We start from the raw sequence: 21,950 nt of genomic DNA on the forward strand, positions 1-21,950 counted from the left end.
ACGCGTCGAACGCGCCGCCCGCCCACTGCCGAGCCGACCTGCCCTGCGGCCCCTACGAGACCACCGCGGGATCCGCCGGCTTGGCCACCCGTTCGGCACTGTCCTCGTCGTCCCCGACGGCGATCCCGCGCCGCTTGGAGACGTAGACCGAGCCGACGATGACGACCAGCGCGAGGATCGCGATCAGGATCCGTACGCCGATGCTCTTGTCGTTGCCGTAGGAGAACTTGATGACCGCGGGCGCGATGAGCAGCGAGACGAGGTTCATCACCTTCAGCAGCGGGTTGATCGCCGGTCCCGCGGTGTCCTTGAACGGATCGCCGACCGTGTCGCCGATCACCGTGGCGGCGTGGGCCTCACTGCCCTTGCCGCCGTGGTGCCCGTCCTCGACCAGCTTCTTGGCGTTGTCCCAGGCACCGCCGGAGTTGGCGAGGAACACCGCCATCAGCGTGCCCGCCCCGATGGCGCCCGCGAGGTACGCGCCGAGCGCGCCGACACCGAGCGTGAACCCGATGAAGATGGGGGCCATCACGGCGAGCAGTCCGGGCGTGGCGAGTTCGCGCAGGGCGTCCTTGGTGCAGATGTCGACGACCTTGCCGTACTCCGGCTTCTCGCTGAAGTCCATGATCCCGGGCTTCTCGCGGAACTGCCGCCGCACCTCGAAGACGACCGACCCCGCCGACCGCGAGACCGCGTTGATCGCCAGCCCCGAGAAGAGGAAGACGACCGCGGCACCGGCGATGAGCCCGACCAGGTTGTTGGGCTGCGAGATGTCCATGATCAGCGTCATCGGCGCACCGGCCCCGGACAGCTTCGCGCCGACGTCGCTCGCGCCGGTGGTGATGGCGTCCCGGTAGGACCCGAAGAGCGCCGACGCCGCCAGGACCGCGGTGGCGATGGCGATGCCCTTGGTGATGGCCTTGGTGGTGTTGCCGACCGCGTCCAGGTTGGTGAGCACCTGGGCGCCCGCGCCCTCGACGTCGCCGGACATCTCGGCGATGCCCTGGGCGTTGTCGGAGACCGGACCGAAGGTGTCCATGGCGACGATCACACCGACCGTGGTGAGCAGGCCGGTGCCGGCCAGCGCCACCGCGAACAGCGCCAGCATGATCGACGTCCCGCCGAGCAGGAACGCCCCGTACACGCCGAGCCCGATCAGCAGCGCGGTGTAGACGGCCGACTCCAGGCCGACGGAGATGCCGGCGAGGACGACGGTGGCCGGGCCGGTGAGCGAGGTCTTGCCGATGTCGCGGACGGGCCGCCTGCTGGTCTCGGTGAAGTAGCCGGTCAACTGCTGGATCACGGCGGCCAGCAGGATGCCGATGGCGACCGCGACCAGGGCGAGGATCCGCGGGTCGCCGCTCTTGGCGCGGATCGCCGCGTCGGTGACGCCGGTCAGGTCGGCGTAGGACGACGGCAGATAGGTGTAGACGGCCGCCGCGACCAGGGCGAGCGAGATCACCGCGGAGATGAAGAAGCCGCGGTTGATCGCGCTCATGCCGCTGCGGTCGGCGCGTCGCGGTGCCACCGCGAAGATGCCGATCATGGCGGTGATCACGCCGATCGCCGGGACCAGCATCGGGAAGGCGAGCCCGTCGTTGCCGAAGGCCGCCTTGCCGAGGATGAGCGCGGCGACCAGCGTGACCGCGTACGACTCGAAGAGGTCTGCCGCCATTCCCGCGCAGTCGCCGACGTTGTCGCCCACGTTGTCGGCGATGGTCGCGGCATTGCGCGGGTCGTCCTCCGGAATGCCCTTCTCGACCTTGCCGACCAGGTCGGCGCCGACGTCGGCGGCCTTGGTGAAGATGCCGCCGCCGACACGCATGAACATGGCGATCAGCGCGGCGCCGAGGCCGAAGCCCTCCAGCACCTTCGGCGCGTCCGCCGCGTACACGAGCACCACACAGGAGGCGCCCAGCAGGCCGAGCCCCACCGTGAACATGCCGACGACGCCGCCCGTACGGAAAGCGATCTTCATCGCTCTGTGCGAGACGGTGGTGAGATCTTTTTCCGGTTCGCCCCGGGCGGGAGTCGCTTCCCGGGCCGCGGCGGCGACGCGCACATTGCTGCGTACGGCGAGCCACATGCCGATATAACCGGTGGCCGCCGAGAACCCGGCTCCGATCAGGAAGAACACCGACCGTCCGGCACGCTGATTCCAGTCGTCGGCGGGCAGCAGCAGGAGCAGGAAGAACACCACCACGGCGAATACGCCGAGGGTGCGCAGCTGGCGGCCCAGATACGCCTTGGCGCCTTCCTGGACCGCTTCCGCGATCTTCTTCATGCTGTCGGTGCCCTCGCCCGCCGCGAGCACCTGGCGTACCAGGACGCCTGCGACCATGAGCGCGGCCACCGCGACAACGGCGATCACCGCCACGATGATCCGATTTTCGTTGGTCAGTACCGCGGCTGCGAAAGTTGTGGGTTGAACCGACTGATGAGGGGTAGAAAGCCCCGCCATTCGTCCTCCTTGACGCTTGGGCTGAGCTCAAGATGTGGACGGATTGTAGGTAGCGGAAGCGGATCTAAACAGTGTGCGGTAAATGGAATCAGCCTGCACACGCTTCCCAGCAAATGATCGCCGGGCGCCATGGAACCCGAAAGCGGTAATGCCTCAAAAGCATTGACCCTTGATCCATTATCAGGCTATCGATCGTGAATGAATTCACGAAATGATGGCAGGCCTACTGTATCCGGCGCTTCGGAACCCGGACCGGTCGCGCCCGAAGGGCCCCCGGACGCGCCGAAGGACCCCGGACATGCCGAAGGACCCCGCGGGTGCGGGGCCCTTCGCAATGGTTCGAACCCGTTCGGAACGGTCTGTGCCGTACGGGTCGGCACGGGTCCGGCTCAGGTCAGCACGACGTCCGGCGGCGCGGTCGGCCAGGTCATCTTGATCTGCCCGCCGTCCTCCCCGGCCGAGACCTGCACGTCGTCGACGAGGCCGCTGATGACCGCGAGGCCCATCTCGTCCTCCTCGGCCTCCGCGTCGTCCACGGCGCCCGGGGCCTCCCCCGGGTGGTGAGGGGCATGCCGGGCCTCGTCGCCGACCTCGATGGAGAACTGCTTCTCCTCCTCGGTCAGCACGACCGTCACCGGCGCGGCGATCCCGCCGCTCTGGTGCAGTCCGACGGCACGGGAGCAGGCCTCGCCCACGGCGAGCCGGACCTCGTCGAGGACGGCCTCGTCGACCCCGGCCCTGCGCGCCACCGCTGCCGCCACCAGCCGGGCGGTCCTGACGTGCTCCGGCAGCGCGCTGAAGCGGAGTTCGACGGTGGCCATGCATCCCCCTAGGAGCTACGGGTGTGCTGTCGCGGGGCCGGGCCGCCGAGGGCCGGGCCCCCCGCATGAACTTCTTCCGCCCCGGACACCGGCCCGGGGCCGGCGGTCAGTCGGTGGCCGCCACCGCCTCGTCGACCGAGGTGTGGATGGGGAACACCTTGGTCAGACCGGTGATGCGGAAGATCTTGAGAATGCGCTCCTGGTTGCAGACCAGGCGCAGCGAGCCCTCATGGGCCCGCACTCGCTTCAGGCCGCCCACCAGCACGCCGAGCCCGGTGGAGTCGAGGAAGTCCACGCCCTCCATGTCGACGACGAGGTGGAAATTCCCGTCGTTCACCAGCTCGACCAGCTGCTCGCGCAGCTTGGGCGCGGTATATACGTCGATTTCGCCACCGACCTCGACGACCGTACGATCGCCGACGGTACGGGTCGACAGGGACAGGTCCACGGATCCTCCAGCACCTTGCTATCGAGCGGTCGCCCCCCGGGCACCTCGGCTTGAAGCCCCCAGGACGGTTCGCCAGCCGCGATGGCATTCAATCACTTACCGGCAGGCGTGCACGACGCCTCGGCTCCATTGTCCGTCACGCCGGTGACACACTCGGTGCCAATGGCCAAGAATCACCGATCCGATCGAACACCGACGGACCACGCAACCCGCCTGTCGCCGGGCGCGGTTCTGGACCGGCTCGCCTCCGGGCCGAGCCGGGCTGCGCGCATCACTCATACGGAGCACTTGCCCCCGCGGGCGGGTCGCCATGCCGTCTGGCCCGATCGGATTCGACCGGAGGTCGTCGCAGCCGTCCAGGCGTGCGGCGTCGAACACCCCTGGGCCCACCAGGCGCGCGCCGCCGAGCACGCCCTGGACGGCGATTCCGTGGTGGTCGCCACCGGCACGGCGTCCGGCAAGTCGCTCGCCTATCTGGTCCCGGTGCTGTCGACGCTGCTGGAGGGCTCCGAGGCCGCCAACGGCCGGGGCGCCACCGCCCTCTACCTGGCCCCCACCAAGGCCCTGGCCGCCGATCAGTGCCGTGCGGTGCGGGAACTGGTCCGGCCGCTCGGCAGCGCGGTACGTCCCGCCGTGTACGACGGCGACACGCCGGTCGAGGAACGGGAATGGATCCGCCAGTACGGCAACTACGTCCTGACCAATCCCGACATGCTGCACCGCGGGATCCTGCCGTCCCACCCCCGCTGGTCCTCCTTCCTGCGCGCCCTGAAGTACGTCGTCGTCGACGAGTGCCACACCTACCGCGGTGTCTTCGGCTCCCACGTCGCCCAGGTCCTGCGCCGACTGCGCCGGCTGTGCGCGCGCTACGGCGCCTCGCCCGTCTTCCTGCTGGCCTCGGCGACCGCGGCCGAGCCGTCGGTGGCGGCCCGCCGTCTCACCGGTCTGCCCGTGGTCGAGGTGGCCGACGACGCCTCACCCAGAGGTGAACTGGTGTTCGCCCTCTGGGAGCCGCCGCTCACCGAGCTGCACGGCGAGAAGGGTGCCCCGGTCCGTCGCACGGCCACCGCCGAGACCGCCGACCTGCTGACCGACCTGACCCTCCAGGGCGTGCGCTCGGTCGCCTTCGTCCGCTCCCGGCGCGGCGCCGAACTGATCTCGGTGATCGCCCAGGAACGGCTGGCGGAGATCGACCGGCCGCTGGCCCGGCGCGTCGCGGCCTACCGGGGCGGCTACCTCCCCGAGGAGCGCCGCGCCCTGGAACGGGCCCTGCACTCCGGCGAGCTGCTGGGGCTGGCCGCCACGACCGCCCTGGAACTCGGCGTGGACGTGTCCGGCCTGGACGCCGTGGTGATCGCCGGATACCCGGGCACCCGCGCGTCCCTGTGGCAGCAGGCGGGCCGGGCGGGCCGCGCCGGGCAGGGCGCCCTGGCGGTGCTGGTCGCCCGCGACGACCCGCTGGACACCTTCCTCGTCCACCATCCGGAGGCCCTGTTCGACCAGCCGGTCGAGTCCACCGTCCTCGACCCCGACAACCCCTACGTCCTCGCCCCGCACCTGTGCGCCGCCGCCGCCGAGCTGCCGCTCACCGACGAGGACGTCGAACTGTTCGGCCCGGCGTGTCCGGAGCTGCTGCCGCAGCTGGAGGCGGCGAAGCTGTTGCGCAGGCGGGCCACGGCCTGGCACTGGACACGCCGGGAGCGGGCCGCGGACCTGACCGACATCCGCGGCGAGGGCGGCAGGCCGGTGCAGATCGTCGAGGCCGGCACCGGACGGCTGCTCGGCACGGTCGACGAGGCCGCCGCGCACACGAGCGTCCACGAGGGCGCGGTCCACCTGCACCAGGGCCGTACGTACCTGGTGCGCTCGCTCGACCTGGACGACTCGGTCGCCCTGGTCGAGGAGGCGAACCCGCCGTACACGACGGTCGCCCGCGACACGACGGCGATCTCCGTCCTGGAGACGGACGTCGAGGTCCCCTGGGGGCACGGCCGCCTGTGCTACGGCTCCGTCGAGGTCACCAACCAGGTGGTCTCCTTCCTGCGCCGGCGGGTCATCACGGGTGAAGTGCTCGGTGAGACGAAACTCGACCTCCCTCCTCGTACGCTGCGCACCCGCGCGGTGTGGTGGACGGTCACCGAGGACCAGCTCGACGAGGCCCGGATCAACCCGGAGATCCTCGGCGGCGCCCTGCACGCCGCCGAGCACGCGTCGATCGGCATGCTGCCGCTCTTCGCCACCTGCGACCGCTGGGACATCGGCGGTGTCTCCATCCCGCTGCACCCCGACACGCTCCTGCCGACCGTCTTCGTCTACGACGGCCATCCCGGCGGCGCGGGCTTCGCCGAGCGTGCCTTCCACACGGCCCGCGAGTGGCTCACCGCCACCCGTGAAGCCATCGCCTCCTGCGAGTGCGATGCCGGGTGCCCCTCCTGCATCCAGTCCCCCAAGTGCGGCAACGGCAACGACCCGCTCCACAAGAGAGGCGCCGTCCGGCTGCTGACGGTGCTGCTGGAGGGGGCGCCGGACAGGCCCGCCGAGCGGGAGGAGACCGCTCCCCACCGGTGAACGCCGGTGCCGGTGCCCCCGGGAGCCGACGGGCCCGCCCGCGCCCGGACCCGCGCCGCGAACGGCCCGCCCCCCGAGGTGGCCGTCACGTCCGAGATGTCATCCGTGATCACGCATCGGACGAGGTGGGCGCGCTGTGCCTGTGCCACCCGGTCCGCGCGGGCACAGGCCACGCCGCCGCCCTCCGCCCAGTGGTCCGCGGCGGCCAGCGCCGCCAGGTCGGCGGCGCCGGCCGCGCGGTGCCGGGCGACCACTGCCTGCCCCAGCGCCAGGCCGATGCCGAACACCGCGCACAGCAGGGCGATCACCCCTACGCTCCACACGGTGGCGGAGCCACGGTCGCGCTCCTGGAAGCGGCGCTTCACGGTCGCGCCCCTCGTCCCGGCCCGTCCGCCGCCGGTCCCGCCGCCACCGTCTCCTCCGTCTCCGCCACGGCCTCCTCCCGGAGTCGGAAGGGCAGCAGGCCCAGCCCGGGTGGCGCGGCGGTGACGACCACGTGGACGCGTTCTCCCCGCCGGGACACCGTGATCTTCGCTCCGCGTGGTGCCGTCTCCCGGGCCACCCCGACGACCGCACCGTCCGGATCCTGACGGGCCGCCGCCCGCGCGCCCGCCCGCGCCGCGTCCACGCACTCGATCTGGGCGAGCACGACGAGCAGCCCCCACACCAGCGTGGTCACCACCAGCACCAGCACGGGCAGGACCATGGCGGCCTCCGCCGTCACGAACCCCCGGTCACCCGCTGCCACGTGGCCCCGGCCGCCGGCAGCCCGGCCGTCCGCTGCCACCGGCCCCAGGTGGGCACCGTGCCCGCCCCGTCGCTCACACCCGCGCACTGAGGGCTCGCTTCACGATGTTCTGCAGCTCCGTCTTGACCTGCCCGCTCGTCACCACCTCGTACAGCAGCACGGCGAACGCCACCGCCGCGATGATGCCCATGGCGTATTCGGACGTGACCATTCCGGCGTCCTTGCGCATACGGCGCAGAGCCCGCCGCCCCAGCCCACGCAACCGGACCCGCACCTTCGCGTCCATCTCAACCGTGTTCGTCTCAGCCATGTTCGTTTCAGTCGTGTTCGTTTCAGTCGTGTTCGTCTCGACCGTGTTCATCTCAACCCCCGTGAGGTGTCGTTCCGTTGTCCAGTCACCGATCGCGCGTTCGCGACGCTCACTCCACGTCCCGTCAGCCACCCCCGCCTCTCCACACCCCGCCCGCAAGGCCGATCACCACGGGCAGCACGCCGACGGCGACGAAGGCGGGCAGGAAGCACAGCCCCACCGGGGCCGTGACGAGCACCGCGGCCTGCCGGGCCCGGGCGGTGGCGGCACGACCGCGGTCGGCGCGGACGTCGGCGGCCAGCCGGGCGGCCGGTCCGGCGGCGGGAAGCCCGGACTCGCCGGCCCGCTCCAGCAACCGCGCCAGGGATCCGGCCCCCGGCATCGCGGCGAGGCCGCGCCAGGCGTCGGCGGGCCCGGCGCCCAGCCGCACCTCCGCGGCTCCCCGCGTCAGCGCTTCCCCGACAGGGCCGCCGAGGGCCTCGCCCACCGCCTGGGCCGCGATCACCGGACCCGCCCCGGCCGCGATGCAGGCGGCCAGCAGATCGGCGGCGAGGGGAAGCTGCCGGGCGGCTTCGCCCGCCTCACGTTCGCTCCCCGGCCGCCGCCCGGCCCGCTGTCGCCACCGCCACAGCCCGGCCGCGCAGACCAGCCCGGCCGCGGCACCGGCGAGCCCGCCGAGCAGCACCCACCCCGCACCCACGACCGCCGCCAGGGGAACCCACCGCCGTAAGACGTGCGGCCCCCTGGCCCGCCCCGGCGCGCCGGTCCCCGCGGGCTCCGCGCGGGGCGTGGCCGCCGTCTCCAGCAGGGCGGCCGTACGCCGCCGCACGCGCCGCTCCCGGCGCGCCGCCTCCAACCGCCGTGCCACCGACGCTAGGAGCGCCGCGGCACCCAGAACCATCCCCAGCCTGTGGACGACGTCCGCGCTCATGCCGCCTCCGCCCGTCGCACGATGCCCAGGGCCCACCACAGCCCCAGACTCTCCAGCACGCCGCCGACGGCCAGGCAGACCAGGCCCGCCCCAGTGTGCAGCAGCACGTGCAGCGGGTCGGCGCCCATGGCCGTACCGAGCAGGAGCCCGAGGGCGGGCAGTCCGGCGAGCATCACCGCCGTGGCCCGCGCGCCCGCCAACTGGGCCCGTAGGTCCGCACGCTGGTCGCGGTCCGCACGCAGCGCCCCTTCCAGCCGGTCGAGCCCCGCGGCCAGGCCCGCGCCCTGGTCGACGGCCACCCGCCAGCACGCGGCGAGCCCCCGCAGTCCCTCGGCGCCCGGTTGCCGGGCCGCGGTGGCGAGCGCACCGGGGACGTCCCCGCCGAACCGGGCCGCCGCCAGTACGGCCGCCTGGGCGTCCCCGAAGCCGTCCGAGTCCCGAGCGGCGCACAGCAGCGCCTGGCCCGGCTGCCGCCCCGCGCGCACCTCCCCGGCGAGCGCCCCGCACAGGGCGATCACCGCGTCCGCCCGCTCCTCCCGGGCCAGGCGAGTGGACCGCGCCCGCCGGGTCCGGCGCAGTACCGGCACCCCGGCCGCTCCCGCGACGACCGGCAGCACCGAGGCGCCCAGCACCCCCAGCAGCAGTCCGCCGGCCAGCGCCCACCACTCGGCCCGCACCCGCGTGCGCAGCCGGGCCAGTTCCCCCCGCGCTCGTTCCCCCAGCGGCGGACCGGGGACCACCGCCCCGCCGCCGGCGAGCAGCAGACGCGCCCGCCGCGCTCCGGAGTGCCACCCACCCAGTTGCCTGGCGGCCAGCCAGGCGCACACCAGGGCCGCCGCGGTGAACACCGCTTCCGTGCCTCCCGGCGGCCCCAGGCCCCACTCGCCCATCACGCTCACCACTTCCTCACTCCGCTCTCCGTGCAGCTCTCCGCGTCGGCTAGGGGGAGCAGGTCCCGCAGTCGCTCCCACCCCCGCTCCTCCACGAACGCCCCCGCGCTCCAGCGCAGCGCCGGTACCGTCCGCACCAGCCCGCTCGTGTCCCGCTCCAGCACGCGCACCTCGGCGATGCGCCGCCGTCCGGCGCGGTCGCGCACCAGGTGCACCACCACCGACAGCGCGGCGGCCAACTGGCTGTGCAGCGCCGCCCGGTCCAGGCCGGCCGCGGTGCCCAGCGCCTCCAGCCGGGCCGGGACGTCCGCCGCCGCGTTGGCGTGGACCGTGCCGCACCCGCCCTCGTGTCCGGTGTTCAGCGCCGCCAGGAGATGGACCACTTCGGCGCCGCGGACCTCGCCCACCACCAGCCGGTCCGGCCGCATCCGCAGCGCCTGCCGCACCAGGTCCTCGAGCGTGACCAGGCCCGCTCCCTCCTGGTTGGCGGGTCTTGTCTCCAGGCGGACGACGTGCGGATGGTCGGGACGCAGCTCGGCGGAGTCCTCGGCGAGCACGATGCGCTCGCCCGGCCCGACGAGCCCCAGCAGGGCGCTGAGCAGCGTGGTCTTGCCGCTGCCTGTGCCGCCGCTGACGAGGAAGGACAGCCGTGCCTCGACGAGTGCCCGCAGCACGCGGTCCCCGCCCGGCGGCACCGTGCCCGCGGCGACCAGTTCGCCGAGTGTGAACGCGCGCGGCCTGACGACGCGCAGGGACAGGCACGTGCAGCCGACGGCGACCGGTGGCAGTACCGCGTGCAACCGGGTGCCGTCGGGCAGGCGGGCGTCGGCCCACGGCCGGGCGTCGTCCAGTCGCCGTCCGGCCACGGCGGCCAGGCGCTGCGCGAGACGGCGCACGGCGGCCGCGTCGGGGAAGGCGACGGCGGACCGCTCCAGGCCGCCCCCGCGGTCCACCCAGACCTGGTCGGGAGCTGACACGAGGACGTCGGTCACCGCGGGGTCGGCGAGCAACGGCTCCAGCGGACCGCTGCCGATCAGCTCGGAGCGCAGCCGCTCGGCCGCCCCGAGCACTTCCGCGTCGCCGAGCACCCGGCCCTGTTCGCGCAGGGCCTGCGCCACGCGCGCGGGGGTCGGCTCGGCCCCGCTTTCGGCGAGCCACTGGCGTACGCCGTCGAGGAGTCGGGCCGGCATCCCCGGCGTGTCGACGGCGCCGGGTGCTCGCGGCCGGTCCGCCGCCGCGGCCCGCTCCGCCGTCGGCCACCGCTGTCCGGACTGCGCCCTCATGCGGCACCCGCCTCGATCAGCGCCCGCTCCCAGAAGGCCGTGCAGAAGCGGGCCAGTGGTCCACGCGCCGCCGCGCCGGGGGGTGTCCTGCCCTCGCCGGGGCGCCGCAGCGCGGACTCCACGGGCACCTCTCCCGCCAGCGGCAGTCCGAGCAACCGGGCCACCTCGCGGTCGTCCAGGCCGGGTGCGTACGGTCCGCGCACCGCCACCCTCAGGTCGCGCAGGACCATGCCGGCCGCGGAGGCCACCCGTGAGGCGGCTGCCACGGCGCGCAGTTCGGCCGGGACCACGAGCAGTCCGATGTCGATCTGCGCCAGTGCCTCGGCCGCGCCTTCGTCGATCCGGCGGGGCAGATCGACGACCACGGCCCCGCCGCCGCGCCGGGCGGCGGCCAGCACCGCGCGGACGGCCCGCGACGGGACGGTGACGCAGTCTCCGCGGTCCCAGCTGAGCACACGCAGCGCGTGCAGCTCGGGCAATGACTCCTCCAGCGCGCCGCCGCCCACTCTGCCGCGTGAGGTGGCGAAGGCCGGCCAGCGCAGCCCCTCGGCCGTCTCCCCGCCGAGGAGCACGTCGAGTCCGCCGCCCAGCGGATCGGCGTCCACGAGCAGCGTGCGCAGTCCCTCCCGCGCGGAGGTCACGGCGAGCGCGCAGGCCAGCGTGGAAGCCCCCGCGCCGCCACGCCCGCCGATGACGCCCACGGTGAGCGCGGGCCGGCCCACGCCCTCGGCGACGTCGGCGATCCTGTCGACCAGCCACTGCTCGCCGTCGGGCAGCACCAGCACGTGGTCGGCGCCGATCTCGACAGCGCGCCGCCAGACACCGGAGTCGTCCTGGTCCCGGCCGACCAGCACGACCCCCCGCCGGCGCAGGGCTCCCCGCACCCGCTGCGCGGCGTCGTCGCCGACCAGGACCAGCGGGGCCGCCTCCCAGCTGCCCCGGCGCTCGGGTACGCCGTGGTGCACCTCGGGTGTGGCGCCCGCCGCCGCGCACAGGCGCAGCAGGTCGTCGAGGAGTTCGGCGTCCTCGGTGACGATCAGTGGCCCGCCCTGCCGTCCTGCGGCGCCGGACGGCGGATCGTGGGTGACAGTTCCGGCCATGGGCCGTTCCCCCTTCGCTGCAACTTCCGCGCGGCCGCTGCGGCCTCGCGAATCCCGGACATGTGAAGAACCGGCGAACGGCGCCCATATGGGCGGCCGATACGAACCGGCCATACGCGCCCGACAAACGGAACCGGCCATGAACTCCGCCGCGAGCGGTGCGCGCAGGAATCACGGTGCAGCGAACCGGAAAATGATGTGGATCTTGGTCGAAATCTGTGGACAACTCGACCGTTGTGAAAATGCCCGTCACCCAAACCGGTGACCCCTGTACTGGTTCTCGTACGACTTCCGCAGCGCAGCCTCACGGCTACCGAGAGTCACGGATCTAGAGGCCCGCGCAGAAAGAGAGCAAGCGGGTGCCGCGCGGTCCCTGGCGGCCGAGAGCGCGTGGAGAGGAGGGCAAAACCCATCCGGACATGCGACGACCCCCGCCGGGGGGGAGAGCGGGGGTCGTCTCCACGGCCGACTCGGGGGGGGAGGAGTCGGACCGGGTTAGCACGGTCGCGAACGATCCGTGACTTCCATGGTGTACCCGAGAGCCCTCTCAGGCAAACCCACGCGCCCAGCTTACGCCGAATGGGCTGCCCCTATGCTCGACGTCGTGGAAAACCACTCCTTGCCCCGCACAGCGGCGTTCTTTGATCTGGACAAGACGGTCATTGCGAAGTCGAGCACGCTCACCTTCAGCAAGTCGTTCTACCAAGGCGGCCTGATCAACCGCAGGGCTGTCCTGCGGACCGCATATGCCCAGTTCGTCTTCCTCGCCGGCGGCGCCGACCACGACCAGATGGAGCGCATGCGCGAGTACCTGTCCGCGCTGTGCCGCGGCTGGAACGTACGCCAGGTCAAGGAGATCGTCGCCGAGACGCTGCACGACCTGATCGACCCGATCATCTACGACGAGGCCGCCTCCCTCATCGAGGAGCACCACCGCGCCGGGCGCGACGTGGTCATCGTCTCGACGTCGGGCGCCGAGGTGGTCGAGCCGATCGGCGAACTGCTGGGCGCGGACCGGGTGGTGGCCACCCGGATGGTGGTGGGCGAGGACGGGTGCTTCACCGGTGAGGTGGAGTACTACGCCTACGGGCCCACGAAGGCGGAGGCGGTCCGCGAGCTGGCCCGGTCCGAGGGTTACGACCTCGCCCGCTGCTACGCGTACAGCGACTCGGCCACCGATGTGCCGATGCTGGATGCCGTCGGGAATCCGCACGCCGTCAACCCGGACCGCGCGCTGCGCAGGGAGGCTCTCGCGCGCGGGTGGCCGATTCTCGACTTCCACCGGCCGGTGCGGCTCAAGCAGCGGCTGCCCGCGCTCTCCGTACCGCCCCGCCCGGCCCTCGTCGCCGCGGCGGCCGTGGGAGCGGCGGCAGCCACCGCCGGACTCGTCTGGTACGCGAGCCGTCGGCGGGGCACGCTCGCCTGAGCCGTGGCTTCCGGGCCGGAATTCCATTTCGCCGGCCGGACGACGAGACCGTCCGGTTAGGCCTGTTTGAACCTAAAAGTAAAGAAGTGAGGGCAGGGGTTCCGCTTGTCACCCGCGTGCAGTACAAAGGACTCAACGGCCCGCGAGACCTGAGGACATCCGAAAGGATCACCCTTATAACGCATTCGGCCCCACGGACCGAGCATGGACACCGGGCACCCACGCGACGTCGACCCGTCGATTACGGGCCAGCCGCACCAGGTGACGGGCAAAGTTCCCGACCTGATGGGCGACATATCGAGGACGCTTGGTAACGCGGTGGACATGCCAGCGGCGGTACGAGCACTCGTACCGCCGCAACCCTCTTCCCGGCCGGATCCGCCCCGGCCGCAGCCCCTTCCGGCGTCCCCGCCTACGCCGCCCCGCGCTGCAGTGCCTCGCACACCGCCGTCGACTCGCGCGCCCCCAGCTCGACCGCCCTGGCGCAGTGGGTGATCCAGGCCGCCATGCCGTCCGGGGTGCCGGAGACGTACCCGTCCAGGGCCGCCAGATAGGCCGCCCTGCCCAGTTCGGCGTGGCCCACCTCGGCCGGGCAGACCGACTTCGGGTCCAGGCCGCTGCCGACCAGGACGATGCGTTCGGCGGTGCGCGCGATCAGGCCGTTACGGGAGACGAAGGGGCGCAGCGCCAGAAGTTCGCCGTGCACCACGGCAGCCGTCACCAGGGCGGGTGCGGAACTGCCCGCGATGATCAGCTCCGACAGGCCTTCCAGGCGCCCCGAGACCTCGGCCGCGCCGGGCGGCGGCAGCTCGACCAGCGGCTCGTCGACACTCTCACCCGCCTGGCGCGGCCGTCCGACGCTGTCCTCCTTGCCGGCCGCGGCCACCAGGTGGAGCCGGGCCAGCACCCGCAGGGGCGACTGCCGCCAGATGGAGAGCAACTGACCGGCCTCGGCCGTCAGCCGCAGCGCCGCGCCAAGCACGCGTGCCTCGTCGTCGCCGCTGAAATCGGTCCGTCGGCGCACCTCCTCCAGGGCCCAGTCGGCCCCGGACAACGCCGCGGAGCCGCGTGAGCCGCGCAGCGCCGCCTCGGCGGTGACCGCGTTGCTGCGGCGCCGCATGATCCGGTGTCCGTAGACCCGGTCCACGGCCTTGCGCACGGACTCCACGGCCTCGGCCACCCCGGGCAGCGCCGCGAGGGCGGCGAGGGGGTCCTCCCCGTTCGGAGTCGTCCGCGGGCTGGGCGGAGGACCGGCTGACGCGCCTGTCGTACTCATGAGTACGACCCTACGCACCCGGGCGCCCGCTTCCCCGAAGGAGTGGTCTTCTTCACGCAAGCTGCCACGTACAGCTATCTCCGCACTACGCTTCGTGAACATGAAAATTGCTTTCGTCGGGAAGGGCGGCAGCGGGAAGACCACGCTGTCGTCCCTCTTCATCCGCCACCTGGCGGCGACCGGGGCGCCCGTCGTCGCCGTCGACGCCGACATCAACCAGCACCTGGGAGCGGCGCTGGGCCTGGAGGAGGACCTCGCGGCGGAGCTGCCCGCGATGGGTGACCGGCTCCCCCTCATCAAGGACTACCTGCGTGGCAGCAACCCGCGCATCGCCTCCGCCGAGACGATGATCAAGACGACACCGCCCGGTGAGGGATCGCGGCTGCTGCGCGTGGCCGAGAACAACCCGCTCTACGACGCCTGCGCACGGCGCGTGGAACTCGACGGCGGCGCCGTCCGTTTGATGGTCACCGGGCCCTTCACGGACGCCGACCTGGGGGTCGCCTGCTACCACTCCAAGACGGGAGCGGTGGAGCTGTACCTGAACCACCTGGTGGACAGCCGCGACGAGTACGTCGTGGTGGACATGACGGCGGGTTCGGACTCCTTCGCCTCCGGCATGTTCACCCGCTTCGACATCACGTTCCTCGTCGCCGAGCCGACCCGTAAGGGGGTCTCCGTCTACCGCCAGTACAAGGAGTACGCCCGCGACTTCGGCGTCGTCCTGAGGGTCGTCGGCAACAAGGTGCAGGGCCAGGACGACCTCGACTTCCTGCGCGCCGAGGTCGGGGACGACCTGCTCGTGACGGTCGGGCACTCCGACTGGGTGCGCGCCATGGAGAAGGGCCGCCCGCCCCGGTTCGAGCTCCTGGAGGACGTCAACCGCCGCGCCCTGCGCACCCTCCAGGTCGCCGCCGACGCCACCTACGAACTGCGTGACTGGGAGCGCTACACCCAGCAGATGGCGCACTTCCACCTGAAGAACGCCGCCTCCTGGGGGAACGAACGCACCGGGGCCGACCTGGCGGCCCAGGTCGACCCCGGTTTCGTCCTGGGCGAGGGCGTCACCGCCTCCGTCTGACGATCGCTACGGCTTCGGTGCCCCGGGGACTCCCTTGGGCGCCGGGGCCGGGCGGCCGGACAGGAAGGACGCCCAGCCCTGTTTGGGGGCTTCGCCGACCTTCAGCCCGCGCAGCTCGGCGAGGGTCTGCGGGTCCTGGGCGTCGAGCCAGTCCGCCAGCTGGTGGAAGGAGACGCAGCGCACCTCGGGCTTGTCGCAGACCTCCTTCACGACCTCCTCGACGGCGCGCATGTAGGTACCGCCGTTCCACGACTCGAAGTGGTTGCCGATGACCAGCGGCGCGCGGTTGCCGTCGTAGGCCCGGTAGAAGCCCTTGAGCAGGCCGTCGCGCATCTGGTCGCCCCAGTAGTCGAACTTGTCGGGGTCGCCCTGGGTCTGCGTGCCCGACTGGTTGACCATGAAGTTGTAGTCCATGGTCAGTTGCTCGAAGGTGTGCCCGGGGAAGGGCACCAGCTGCATCGACAGGTCCCACAGGCCGCTGCGCTTCTTCGGCCAGACCTGGTCGTTCACACCGCTGCTGTCGTAGCGGAAGCCCATCTGGCTCGCCGCCTTCACGAAGTTCTTCTGACCCTCCAGGCAGGGGGTGCGGCCGCCGATCAGCTCCTTGTCGTAGTCGAAGGGCAGCGCGGCGGCCTTCTTCAGACCGCTGGTGGTCTTCCAGGTCTTCACGAACTGCTTGGCCTGGTCGATCTCGCTCTTCCACTCGTCCACCGACCACTGGCCGACGCCGCCGTCGGGGCCGCAGAAGTGGCCGTTGAAGTGGGTGCCGATCTCGTTGCCCTCCAGCCACGCGAGGCGTACCTGCCGGGCGGTGTCGGCGATGCCCTGCTCGTCGTTGAAACCGATGTCCGAACTGCCCTGGGCGTGCTGCGGCGGCCGGTACAGATCACGCTTCTCCTTCGGCAGCATGTACACACCGCTGAGGAAGAACGTCATCTTCGCGTTGTTCTCCTTGGCCACCTTGCGGAAGTGGGAGAACAGCTTCTGGCTGTCCTCGCCCGCGCCGTCCCAGGAGAACACGACGAACTGCGGAGGCTTCTCACCCGCCTTCAGCCGCTCGGGCCTGGGCAGGTGGGGCTGGGCCCCGGTGTACGAGGTCGACCCGTCGCCGATCAGGCGGACGGCGCTCCCGGGCGCCTGCGCGGCCTTCGGTGCACCGTGCGCGCCGTGCCGCTCGGGCGCGTCGGTGCCGCTCGCACAACCGGCGAGCGACGAGGCACAAGCCACGGCGGCGACGACGCTCGCGGCGATCCTCTGGTTGGCGGCCATGTTCCGCCCACCTTCTTCCTTCTCTCGTCCAACGCCGAGACGGCGTGTGCTGGTGCTGTGCCGGCCGTGCCGACAGCGCCGTCAAGGTCGCACGTGGGGCGAGAAGGGATTAGTACGACAAGCCGATAAAAGGCTCACTTCACCCGTCAAGGTGATTCAGTCCCCCATTTGCGCAGAAAACCTATGTGAGGACTTTACGTTGCATTACTTTTGCTTTACCTAATCTTGTATTCGCCTTCTCCCGCAAGGAGAGCAGAGAGATGTCAGCCTGCGTCCCCGCCCACACCGGCTCCGCGCGGACCGAGCGCTCCCACCCGCCTCACAGCCCGCCCCCGCCGCGGCGCCGCCCCCGTGTCGCGGGCGCCGACCTCTCGGCCGCCGTCGCGGTCTTCCTGATCGCCCTGCCGCTCTCCCTCGGCATCGCCCTCGCCATCGGTGCCCCACTCCAGGCCGGGCTGGTGGCCGCGGCCGTCGGCGGGCTGGTCGCCGGACGTCTCGGCGGCTCCCCGCTCCAGGTCAGCGGACCCGCAGCCGGGCTCACCGTCGTCACCGCGGACCTCATCCACCGCTACGGCTGGCGAACGACGTGTGCCATCACCGTCCTCGCCGGCCTGGCCCAACTCGCTTTGGGCTGCCTGCGGGTGGCCCGCGGCGCCCTCGCCGTCAGTCCCGCCGTCGTGCACGGCATGCTCGCCGGCATCGGGATCACCATCGCCGTCGCCCAGCTGCACATCGTCCTCGGCGGCAGCCCCCGCAGTTCCGTGCTCGGCAATGTGCTCGCGCTGCCCTCCCAGTTGTCCGCTCCGGACCCCGCCGCGCTCGCGGCGGGCGCGCTCACCCTGGCACTCCTGCTGTCCTGGCCCCGGCTGCCGGGCCGCACCGGGCGGCTCCTGCGCACCGTGCCCGCCGCGCTCGTCGCCGTCGCCGGGGCCACCGCGATCGTCTGCCTCACCGGGCTGGCACTGCCCCGGGTCGTCCTGCCGTCCTGGCGCAGCCACGCCCTGGCCGGCCTGCCCGAGGGGCCGGTCCTCGGCCTCCTCGCCGCGGTGTTCAGCACCACGCTGGTGTGCAGCGTGCAGTCGCTGCTCGGCGCCGTAGCCGTGGACAAGCTGGTGGCCGGCCGCCCGGGACCGGCTGTTGGTCCAGCCCGCTCCGACCTGGACCGGGAGCTGCTCGGCCAGGGTGCCGCCAATGTCGTCTCCGGCGCGCTCGGCGGCCTCCCGGTGGCGGGGGTGGCGGTGCGCAGTTCGGTGAATGTGCGCGCGGGGGCCGTGAGCCGGAACTCCACGATGCTGCACGGCGTTCTCGTAGTGATCGCCGCGCTACTGCTGGTCCCGGTCCTGGAGTTCATCCCGCTCGCCTCGCTCGCCGCTCTCGTGATGGCCGTCGGCATCCAGATGGTCTCCCCGCGCCACATCCGTACGGTGACCCGCCACCGGGAAGTCCCGGTGTACGCCGTGACCACCCTCGGCGTGGTGACGCTGGGCGTCCTCCAGGGCGTGGCCCTCGGAGTCGCCGTGGCCGTCGCCGTCGCCCTGCACCGCCTCTCCCGTACCCGCATCACCCACGACGAGCAGGAAGGAGTCCACCGTGTCCGAGTACGAGGGCAGTTGACGTTCCTCGCGGTGCCCCGGCTCAGCCGGACCCTGCACCGCGTCCCGCACGGAGCGGACGCGGTCGTCGAGTTGGACGGCTCCTTCATGGATCACGCGGCGTACGAGGCCCTGTCGGACTGGCAGCGCACTCATACCGCGCAGGGCGGCTCCGTCCGGCTCACCGGCCGCCGTACGGCTGGAGTCCGCATCGTCGAGCCGGCCGGACCGGCCGGTGCCGGATGCCAGTGTGGTCCGTGGACGCCCTGGCGCAACCACCAGTGCCCCGGCCCCGTTTCCCGGCCCGGGCTTGCCGCCCTATCCGGACCTGCAACCGCTCCCGAACCGGCCACCGCTCTCGGACCCACCGCACCTTCGAAACCCGCTGCACCTTCAGAACCCGCCGCACCTTCGAAACCCACTGCACCTTCAGAACCCGCCGCACCTTCAGAACACCCCCCGCCTTCGAAACCCACCGCACCTTCGGAACACGCCACCGCGTCCGGTCCGGTTTCCTCGCCCGGCCCGAGCAGGGAGCAATTGGCGCGCGGCATCGGCACGTTCCGGCGGACCACCGCTCCCCAGGCGCGGGACGAGCTGACGCGACTGGCGCAGGAGGGGCATCAGCCGCCCCAGCTCTTCCTCACCTGCGCCGACTCACGGTCGGTCACCTCGATGATCACCGGCAGCGGCCCCGGCGACCTCTTCGTCGTACGGAACGTGGGCAACCTCGTGCCGCTCCCCGGGCAGGACGGCGGGGACGACTCGGTGGCCGCCGGGATCGAGTACGCGGTGGACGTGCTCGGGGTCCGCTCCCTCACGGTGTGCGGCCATTCCGGGTGCGGCGCCATGCAGACCCTCCTCGGTACGGGGCCACGCCGGCGCTCCGGCCCCGGCTCGGGCTCCGGCCCCGGCTCGGGCTCCGGCTCCGGCTCCGGCTCCGGCTCCGGCTCCGGCTCCGGCTCCGGCTCCGGCTCCGGCTCCGGCTCCGGCTCCGGCTCCGGCTCCGGCTCCGGGGACAGCGGTACGCCGCTCGGGCGGTGGCTGCGGCACGGAGCCGCCGGCCTGGAGCGGATGACCGACGGGGACGGTACCGGCCCGCTGCTGGACGGCCGACGCCCCACCGACGCGGTCGAACGACTGTGCCTGACCAACATCGTCCAGCAACTGGAGCACCTGCGGGCCCACGACTCGGTGGCCCGGGCGCTGCGCGAGGGCGCGCTGGAGCTGCACGGGATGTACTTCGACGTGGCCGAGGCGCGGGCGTATCTGCTCACGGAGACCGACGGCAGTGGAAGGAAGGCGTTCATGCCCGTAGAAGTGCAGGCAGAGGCAGAGTCGGAGACTGCGGAATCGGCGACGGGCATGTCCAGCGCGGTGTGAGAATGATCAACCGGCCGACCGACGACACGCGTCTCCGAGGCATGGCCCCCCTTGCTTCCGGGGGCCATGCTGAACCTGGCCGCCACCCGCCGCCCGCCGCCGACCGTCGGGACCGGGTGAGTACACCGCAACAGGTCTAAACCAATTGCCCGTCGGCCCTTGTCATCCGGCCCCCGGGTCTGATGAGCTGTGGTCTGGGACACAACGGACACCCTGGGAAAGGGAGATGTCGTGAGCAACGAAAGCCTGGCCAACCTTCTTAAGGAGGAGCGACGCTTCGCGCCGCCTGCTGACCTGGCCGCCAACGCCAACGTCACGGCAGAGGCGTACGAACAGGCCAAGGCTGACAGGCTCGGCTTCTGGGCCGAGCAGGCCCGCCGGCTGACCTGGGCCGAAGAGCCGACCGAGACCCTCGACTGGTCGAACCCCCCGTTCGCCAAGTGGTTCAAGGACGGCACGCTCAACGTGGCGTACAACTGCGTGGACCGGCATGTGGAGGCCGGACACGGGGACCGCGTCGCGATCCACTTCGAGGGTGAGCCCGGCGACAGCCGTTCCATCACCTACGCCGAGCTGAAGGACGAGGTGTCCAGGGCGGCGAACGCCCTGACCGAGTTGGGTGTCCGGAAGGGCGACCGGGTCGCGATCTACATGCCGATGATCCCGGAGACCGCGGTCGCGATGCTGGCCTGTGCCCGCATCGGTGCGGCGCACTCCGTCGTCTTCGGCGGTTTCTCCTCGGACGCGCTCGCCACCCGCATCCAGGACGCCGACGCCAAGGTCGTCATCACGGCTGACGGCGGCTACCGCCGCGGCAAGCCGTCCGCGCTCAAGCCGGCCGTCGACGAGGCGGTCGGACGCGTGGAGAACGTCCGCAACGTGCTCGTGGTCCGCCGCACCGGCCAGGAGGTCGCCTGGGACGACAGCCGCGACCTGTGGTGGCACGAGGTCGTCGGCCGGCAGTCGGCCGAGCACACCCCGGAGGCGTTCGACGCCGAGCACCCGCTGTTCATCCTCTACACCTCGGGCACCACAGGGAAGCCGAAGGGCATCCTGCACACCTCCGGCGGCTACCTGACCCAGGTCGCGTACACGCACTGGGCCGTCTTCGACCTGAAGCCGGAGACGGACGTGTACTGGTGCACCGCCGACGTCGGCTGGGTCACCGGCCACTCGTACATCGTGTACGGGCCGCTGGCCAACGGCGGCACCCAGGTCATGTACGAGGGCACGCCGGACACGCCGCACCAGGGCAGGTTCTGGGAGATCGTGCAGAAGTACGGCGTCACGATCCTCTACACGGCGCCGACCGCGATCCGTACGTTCATGAAGTGGGGCGACGACATCCCCGCGAAGTTCGACCTGTCCTCCCTGCGGGTGCTCGGCTCGGTCGGCGAGCCGATCAACCCCGAGGCGTGGATCTGGTACCGCAAGAACATCGGCGCGGACCGCACCCCGGTCGTCGACACCTGGTGGCAGACGGAGACCGGCGGCATGATGATCTCCCCGCTGCCGGGCGTGACGGAGGCCAAGCCGGGCTCCGCGCAGCGCCCGCTGCCCGGCATCAGCGCGACCGTCGTCGACGACGAGGCGAACGAGGTGCCCGACGGCGGCGGTGGCTACCTGGTGCTCACCGAGCCGTGGCCGTCGATGCTGCGCACCATCTGGGGCGACGACCAGCGGTTCATCGACACCTACTGGTCCCGCTTCGAGGGCCTGTACTTCGCCGGTGACGGTGCCAAGAAGGACGACGACGGCGACATCTGGCTGCTCGGCCGCGTGGACGACGTGATGCTGGTCTCCGGGCACAACATCTCCACCACCGAGGTGGAGTCCGCGCTCGTCTCGCACCCCTCGGTCGCCGAGGCGGCCGTGGTCGGCGCGGCGGACGAGACCACCGGACAGGCGATCGTGGCCTTCGTCATCCTGCGCGGTACGGCCGCCGAGACCGACGACCTGGTCAACAACCTGCGCAACCACGTGGGCAGCACGCTCGGCCCGATCGCCAAGCCGAAGCGGATCCTGCCGGTGGCGGAGCTGCCGAAGACCCGCTCCGGCAAGATCATGCGCCGTCTGCTGCGTGACGTGGCGGAGAACCGGCAGCTCGGGGACGTGACGACCCTGACGGACTCCACCGTCATGGACCTCATCCAGACGCAGCTCCCGGCGGCGCCCAGCGAAGACTGACGCCAGGACCGGCTCCGGGCACGACGGGCTCAGCGGCCCGCTCCGAGCACGACCGGCTCCAGGGCCCTGGTCCAGGTCCGGCTCCCGGACAGGCCCAGGACTGGGAACAGCGCGAGAGGGCACTCGGCGGAAGCGACGCCGGGTGCCCTTTCGCGCGCTCCGCTCCACCGTGGGGC

At 72.1% G+C, this 21,950-nt stretch carries 16 protein-coding genes and 1 pseudogene; 5 read left to right on the forward strand and 12 right to left on the reverse strand.

The window, feature by feature from the left end:
* Positions 1-52: 52 nt before the first annotated feature.
* The 3 genes from AB0G56_RS20515 to bldG form a co-directional block, all read right to left on the reverse strand.
* The gene (locus tag AB0G56_RS20515; protein WP_360971129.1) at positions 53-2,461 is read right to left on the reverse strand and encodes a sodium-translocating pyrophosphatase; all 2,409 of its coding nucleotides are present in this window, start codon (positions 2,459-2,461) and stop codon (positions 53-55) included.
* 389 nt (positions 2,462-2,850) lie between these two features.
* Positions 2,851-3,282 (reverse strand): ATP-binding protein, encoded by a 432-nt coding sequence (locus tag AB0G56_RS20520; protein ID WP_360971132.1) that lies wholly within the window; start codon positions 3,280-3,282, stop codon positions 2,851-2,853.
* A gap of 106 nt (positions 3,283-3,388) precedes the next feature.
* On the reverse strand, positions 3,389-3,730 hold the full coding sequence (bldG, locus tag AB0G56_RS20525) for an anti-sigma factor antagonist BldG (protein ID WP_009189842.1): 342 nt from the start codon (positions 3,728-3,730) through the stop codon (positions 3,389-3,391).
* A gap of 81 nt (positions 3,731-3,811) precedes the next feature.
* Between bldG and AB0G56_RS20530 the strand changes: the two genes are divergently transcribed.
* Entirely contained in the window at positions 3,812-6,298 is a 2,487-nt protein-coding gene (locus AB0G56_RS20530) for a DEAD/DEAH box helicase (RefSeq protein WP_360971135.1), read from the forward strand.
* 14 nt (positions 6,299-6,312) lie between these two features.
* On the opposite strand, the pseudogene AB0G56_RS20535 reads toward AB0G56_RS20530, so the two are convergent.
* The 7 genes and pseudogenes from AB0G56_RS20535 to ssd form a co-directional block, all read right to left on the reverse strand.
* Positions 6,313-6,663, reverse strand: a pseudogene (locus AB0G56_RS20535) (Rv3654c family TadE-like protein); the annotation flags it as partial.
* Positions 6,660-7,046 (reverse strand): TadE family type IV pilus minor pilin, encoded by a 387-nt coding sequence (locus AB0G56_RS20540; protein WP_360971422.1) that lies wholly within the window; start codon positions 7,044-7,046, stop codon positions 6,660-6,662. The pseudogene AB0G56_RS20535 and the gene AB0G56_RS20540, both read right to left, overlap by 4 nt.
* Before the next feature lie 73 nt (positions 7,047-7,119).
* Complete coding sequence (locus AB0G56_RS20545; protein ID WP_360971425.1) at positions 7,120-7,332, reverse strand: DUF4244 domain-containing protein; 213 nt, start codon at positions 7,330-7,332, stop codon at positions 7,120-7,122.
* Between the two features lie 148 nt (positions 7,333-7,480).
* Entirely contained in the window at positions 7,481-8,287 is an 807-nt protein-coding gene (locus AB0G56_RS20550) for a type II secretion system F family protein (protein WP_360971138.1), read from the reverse strand.
* Positions 8,284-9,177 (reverse strand): type II secretion system F family protein, encoded by an 894-nt coding sequence (locus AB0G56_RS20555; RefSeq protein WP_360971428.1) that lies wholly within the window; start codon positions 9,175-9,177, stop codon positions 8,284-8,286. Before AB0G56_RS20555 ends, AB0G56_RS20550 begins: the two co-directional genes overlap by 4 nt.
* Positions 9,178-9,182: 5 nt before the next feature.
* Complete coding sequence (locus AB0G56_RS20560) at positions 9,183-10,367, reverse strand: TadA family conjugal transfer-associated ATPase (protein ID WP_360971430.1); 1,185 nt, start codon at positions 10,365-10,367, stop codon at positions 9,183-9,185.
* Between the two features lie 89 nt (positions 10,368-10,456).
* Positions 10,457-11,560, reverse strand: coding sequence for a septum site-determining protein Ssd (gene ssd / locus AB0G56_RS20565; RefSeq protein ID WP_360971141.1), 1,104 nt, complete (start codon positions 11,558-11,560; stop codon positions 10,457-10,459).
* 592 nt (positions 11,561-12,152) lie between these two features.
* Between ssd and AB0G56_RS20570 the strand changes: the two genes are divergently transcribed.
* The gene (locus AB0G56_RS20570; protein WP_360971144.1) at positions 12,153-12,986 is read left to right on the forward strand and encodes an HAD-IB family hydrolase; all 834 of its coding nucleotides are present in this window, start codon (positions 12,153-12,155) and stop codon (positions 12,984-12,986) included.
* 412 nt (positions 12,987-13,398) lie between these two features.
* Here AB0G56_RS20570 and AB0G56_RS20575 read toward each other — a convergent pair whose 3' ends face one another.
* The gene (locus tag AB0G56_RS20575; protein ID WP_360971147.1) at positions 13,399-14,262 is read right to left on the reverse strand and encodes an oxidoreductase; all 864 of its coding nucleotides are present in this window, start codon (positions 14,260-14,262) and stop codon (positions 13,399-13,401) included.
* Between the two features lie 100 nt (positions 14,263-14,362).
* On the opposite strand from AB0G56_RS20575, the gene AB0G56_RS20580 reads away from it, so the two are divergent.
* Complete coding sequence (locus AB0G56_RS20580; RefSeq protein ID WP_360971150.1) at positions 14,363-15,343, forward strand: ATP-binding protein; 981 nt, start codon at positions 14,363-14,365, stop codon at positions 15,341-15,343.
* A gap of 6 nt (positions 15,344-15,349) precedes the next feature.
* On the opposite strand, the gene AB0G56_RS20585 is transcribed toward AB0G56_RS20580, so the two are convergent.
* Positions 15,350-16,612 carry a hypothetical protein gene (locus AB0G56_RS20585; protein WP_360971153.1) on the reverse strand — a complete coding sequence of 421 codons (1,263 nt, stop codon included), beginning with the start codon at positions 16,610-16,612 and terminating at the stop codon, positions 15,350-15,352.
* A gap of 260 nt (positions 16,613-16,872) precedes the next feature.
* On the opposite strand from AB0G56_RS20585, the gene AB0G56_RS20590 reads away from it, so the two are divergent.
* Positions 16,873-19,587: a SulP family inorganic anion transporter gene (locus AB0G56_RS20590; protein ID WP_360971156.1), complete on the forward strand. Its 2,715-nt coding sequence runs from the start codon at positions 16,873-16,875 to the stop codon at positions 19,585-19,587.
* A gap of 231 nt (positions 19,588-19,818) precedes the next feature.
* Positions 19,819-21,774 carry an acetate--CoA ligase gene (acs, locus tag AB0G56_RS20595; protein ID WP_360971158.1) on the forward strand — a complete coding sequence of 652 codons (1,956 nt, stop codon included), beginning with the start codon at positions 19,819-19,821 and terminating at the stop codon, positions 21,772-21,774.
* Positions 21,775-21,950 lie beyond the last annotated feature (176 nt).

Origin of the sequence: Streptomyces sp. NPDC021356 (assembly GCF_040641015.1) — a bacterium.
Lineage (GTDB): Bacteria > Actinomycetota > Actinomycetes > Streptomycetales > Streptomycetaceae > Streptomyces.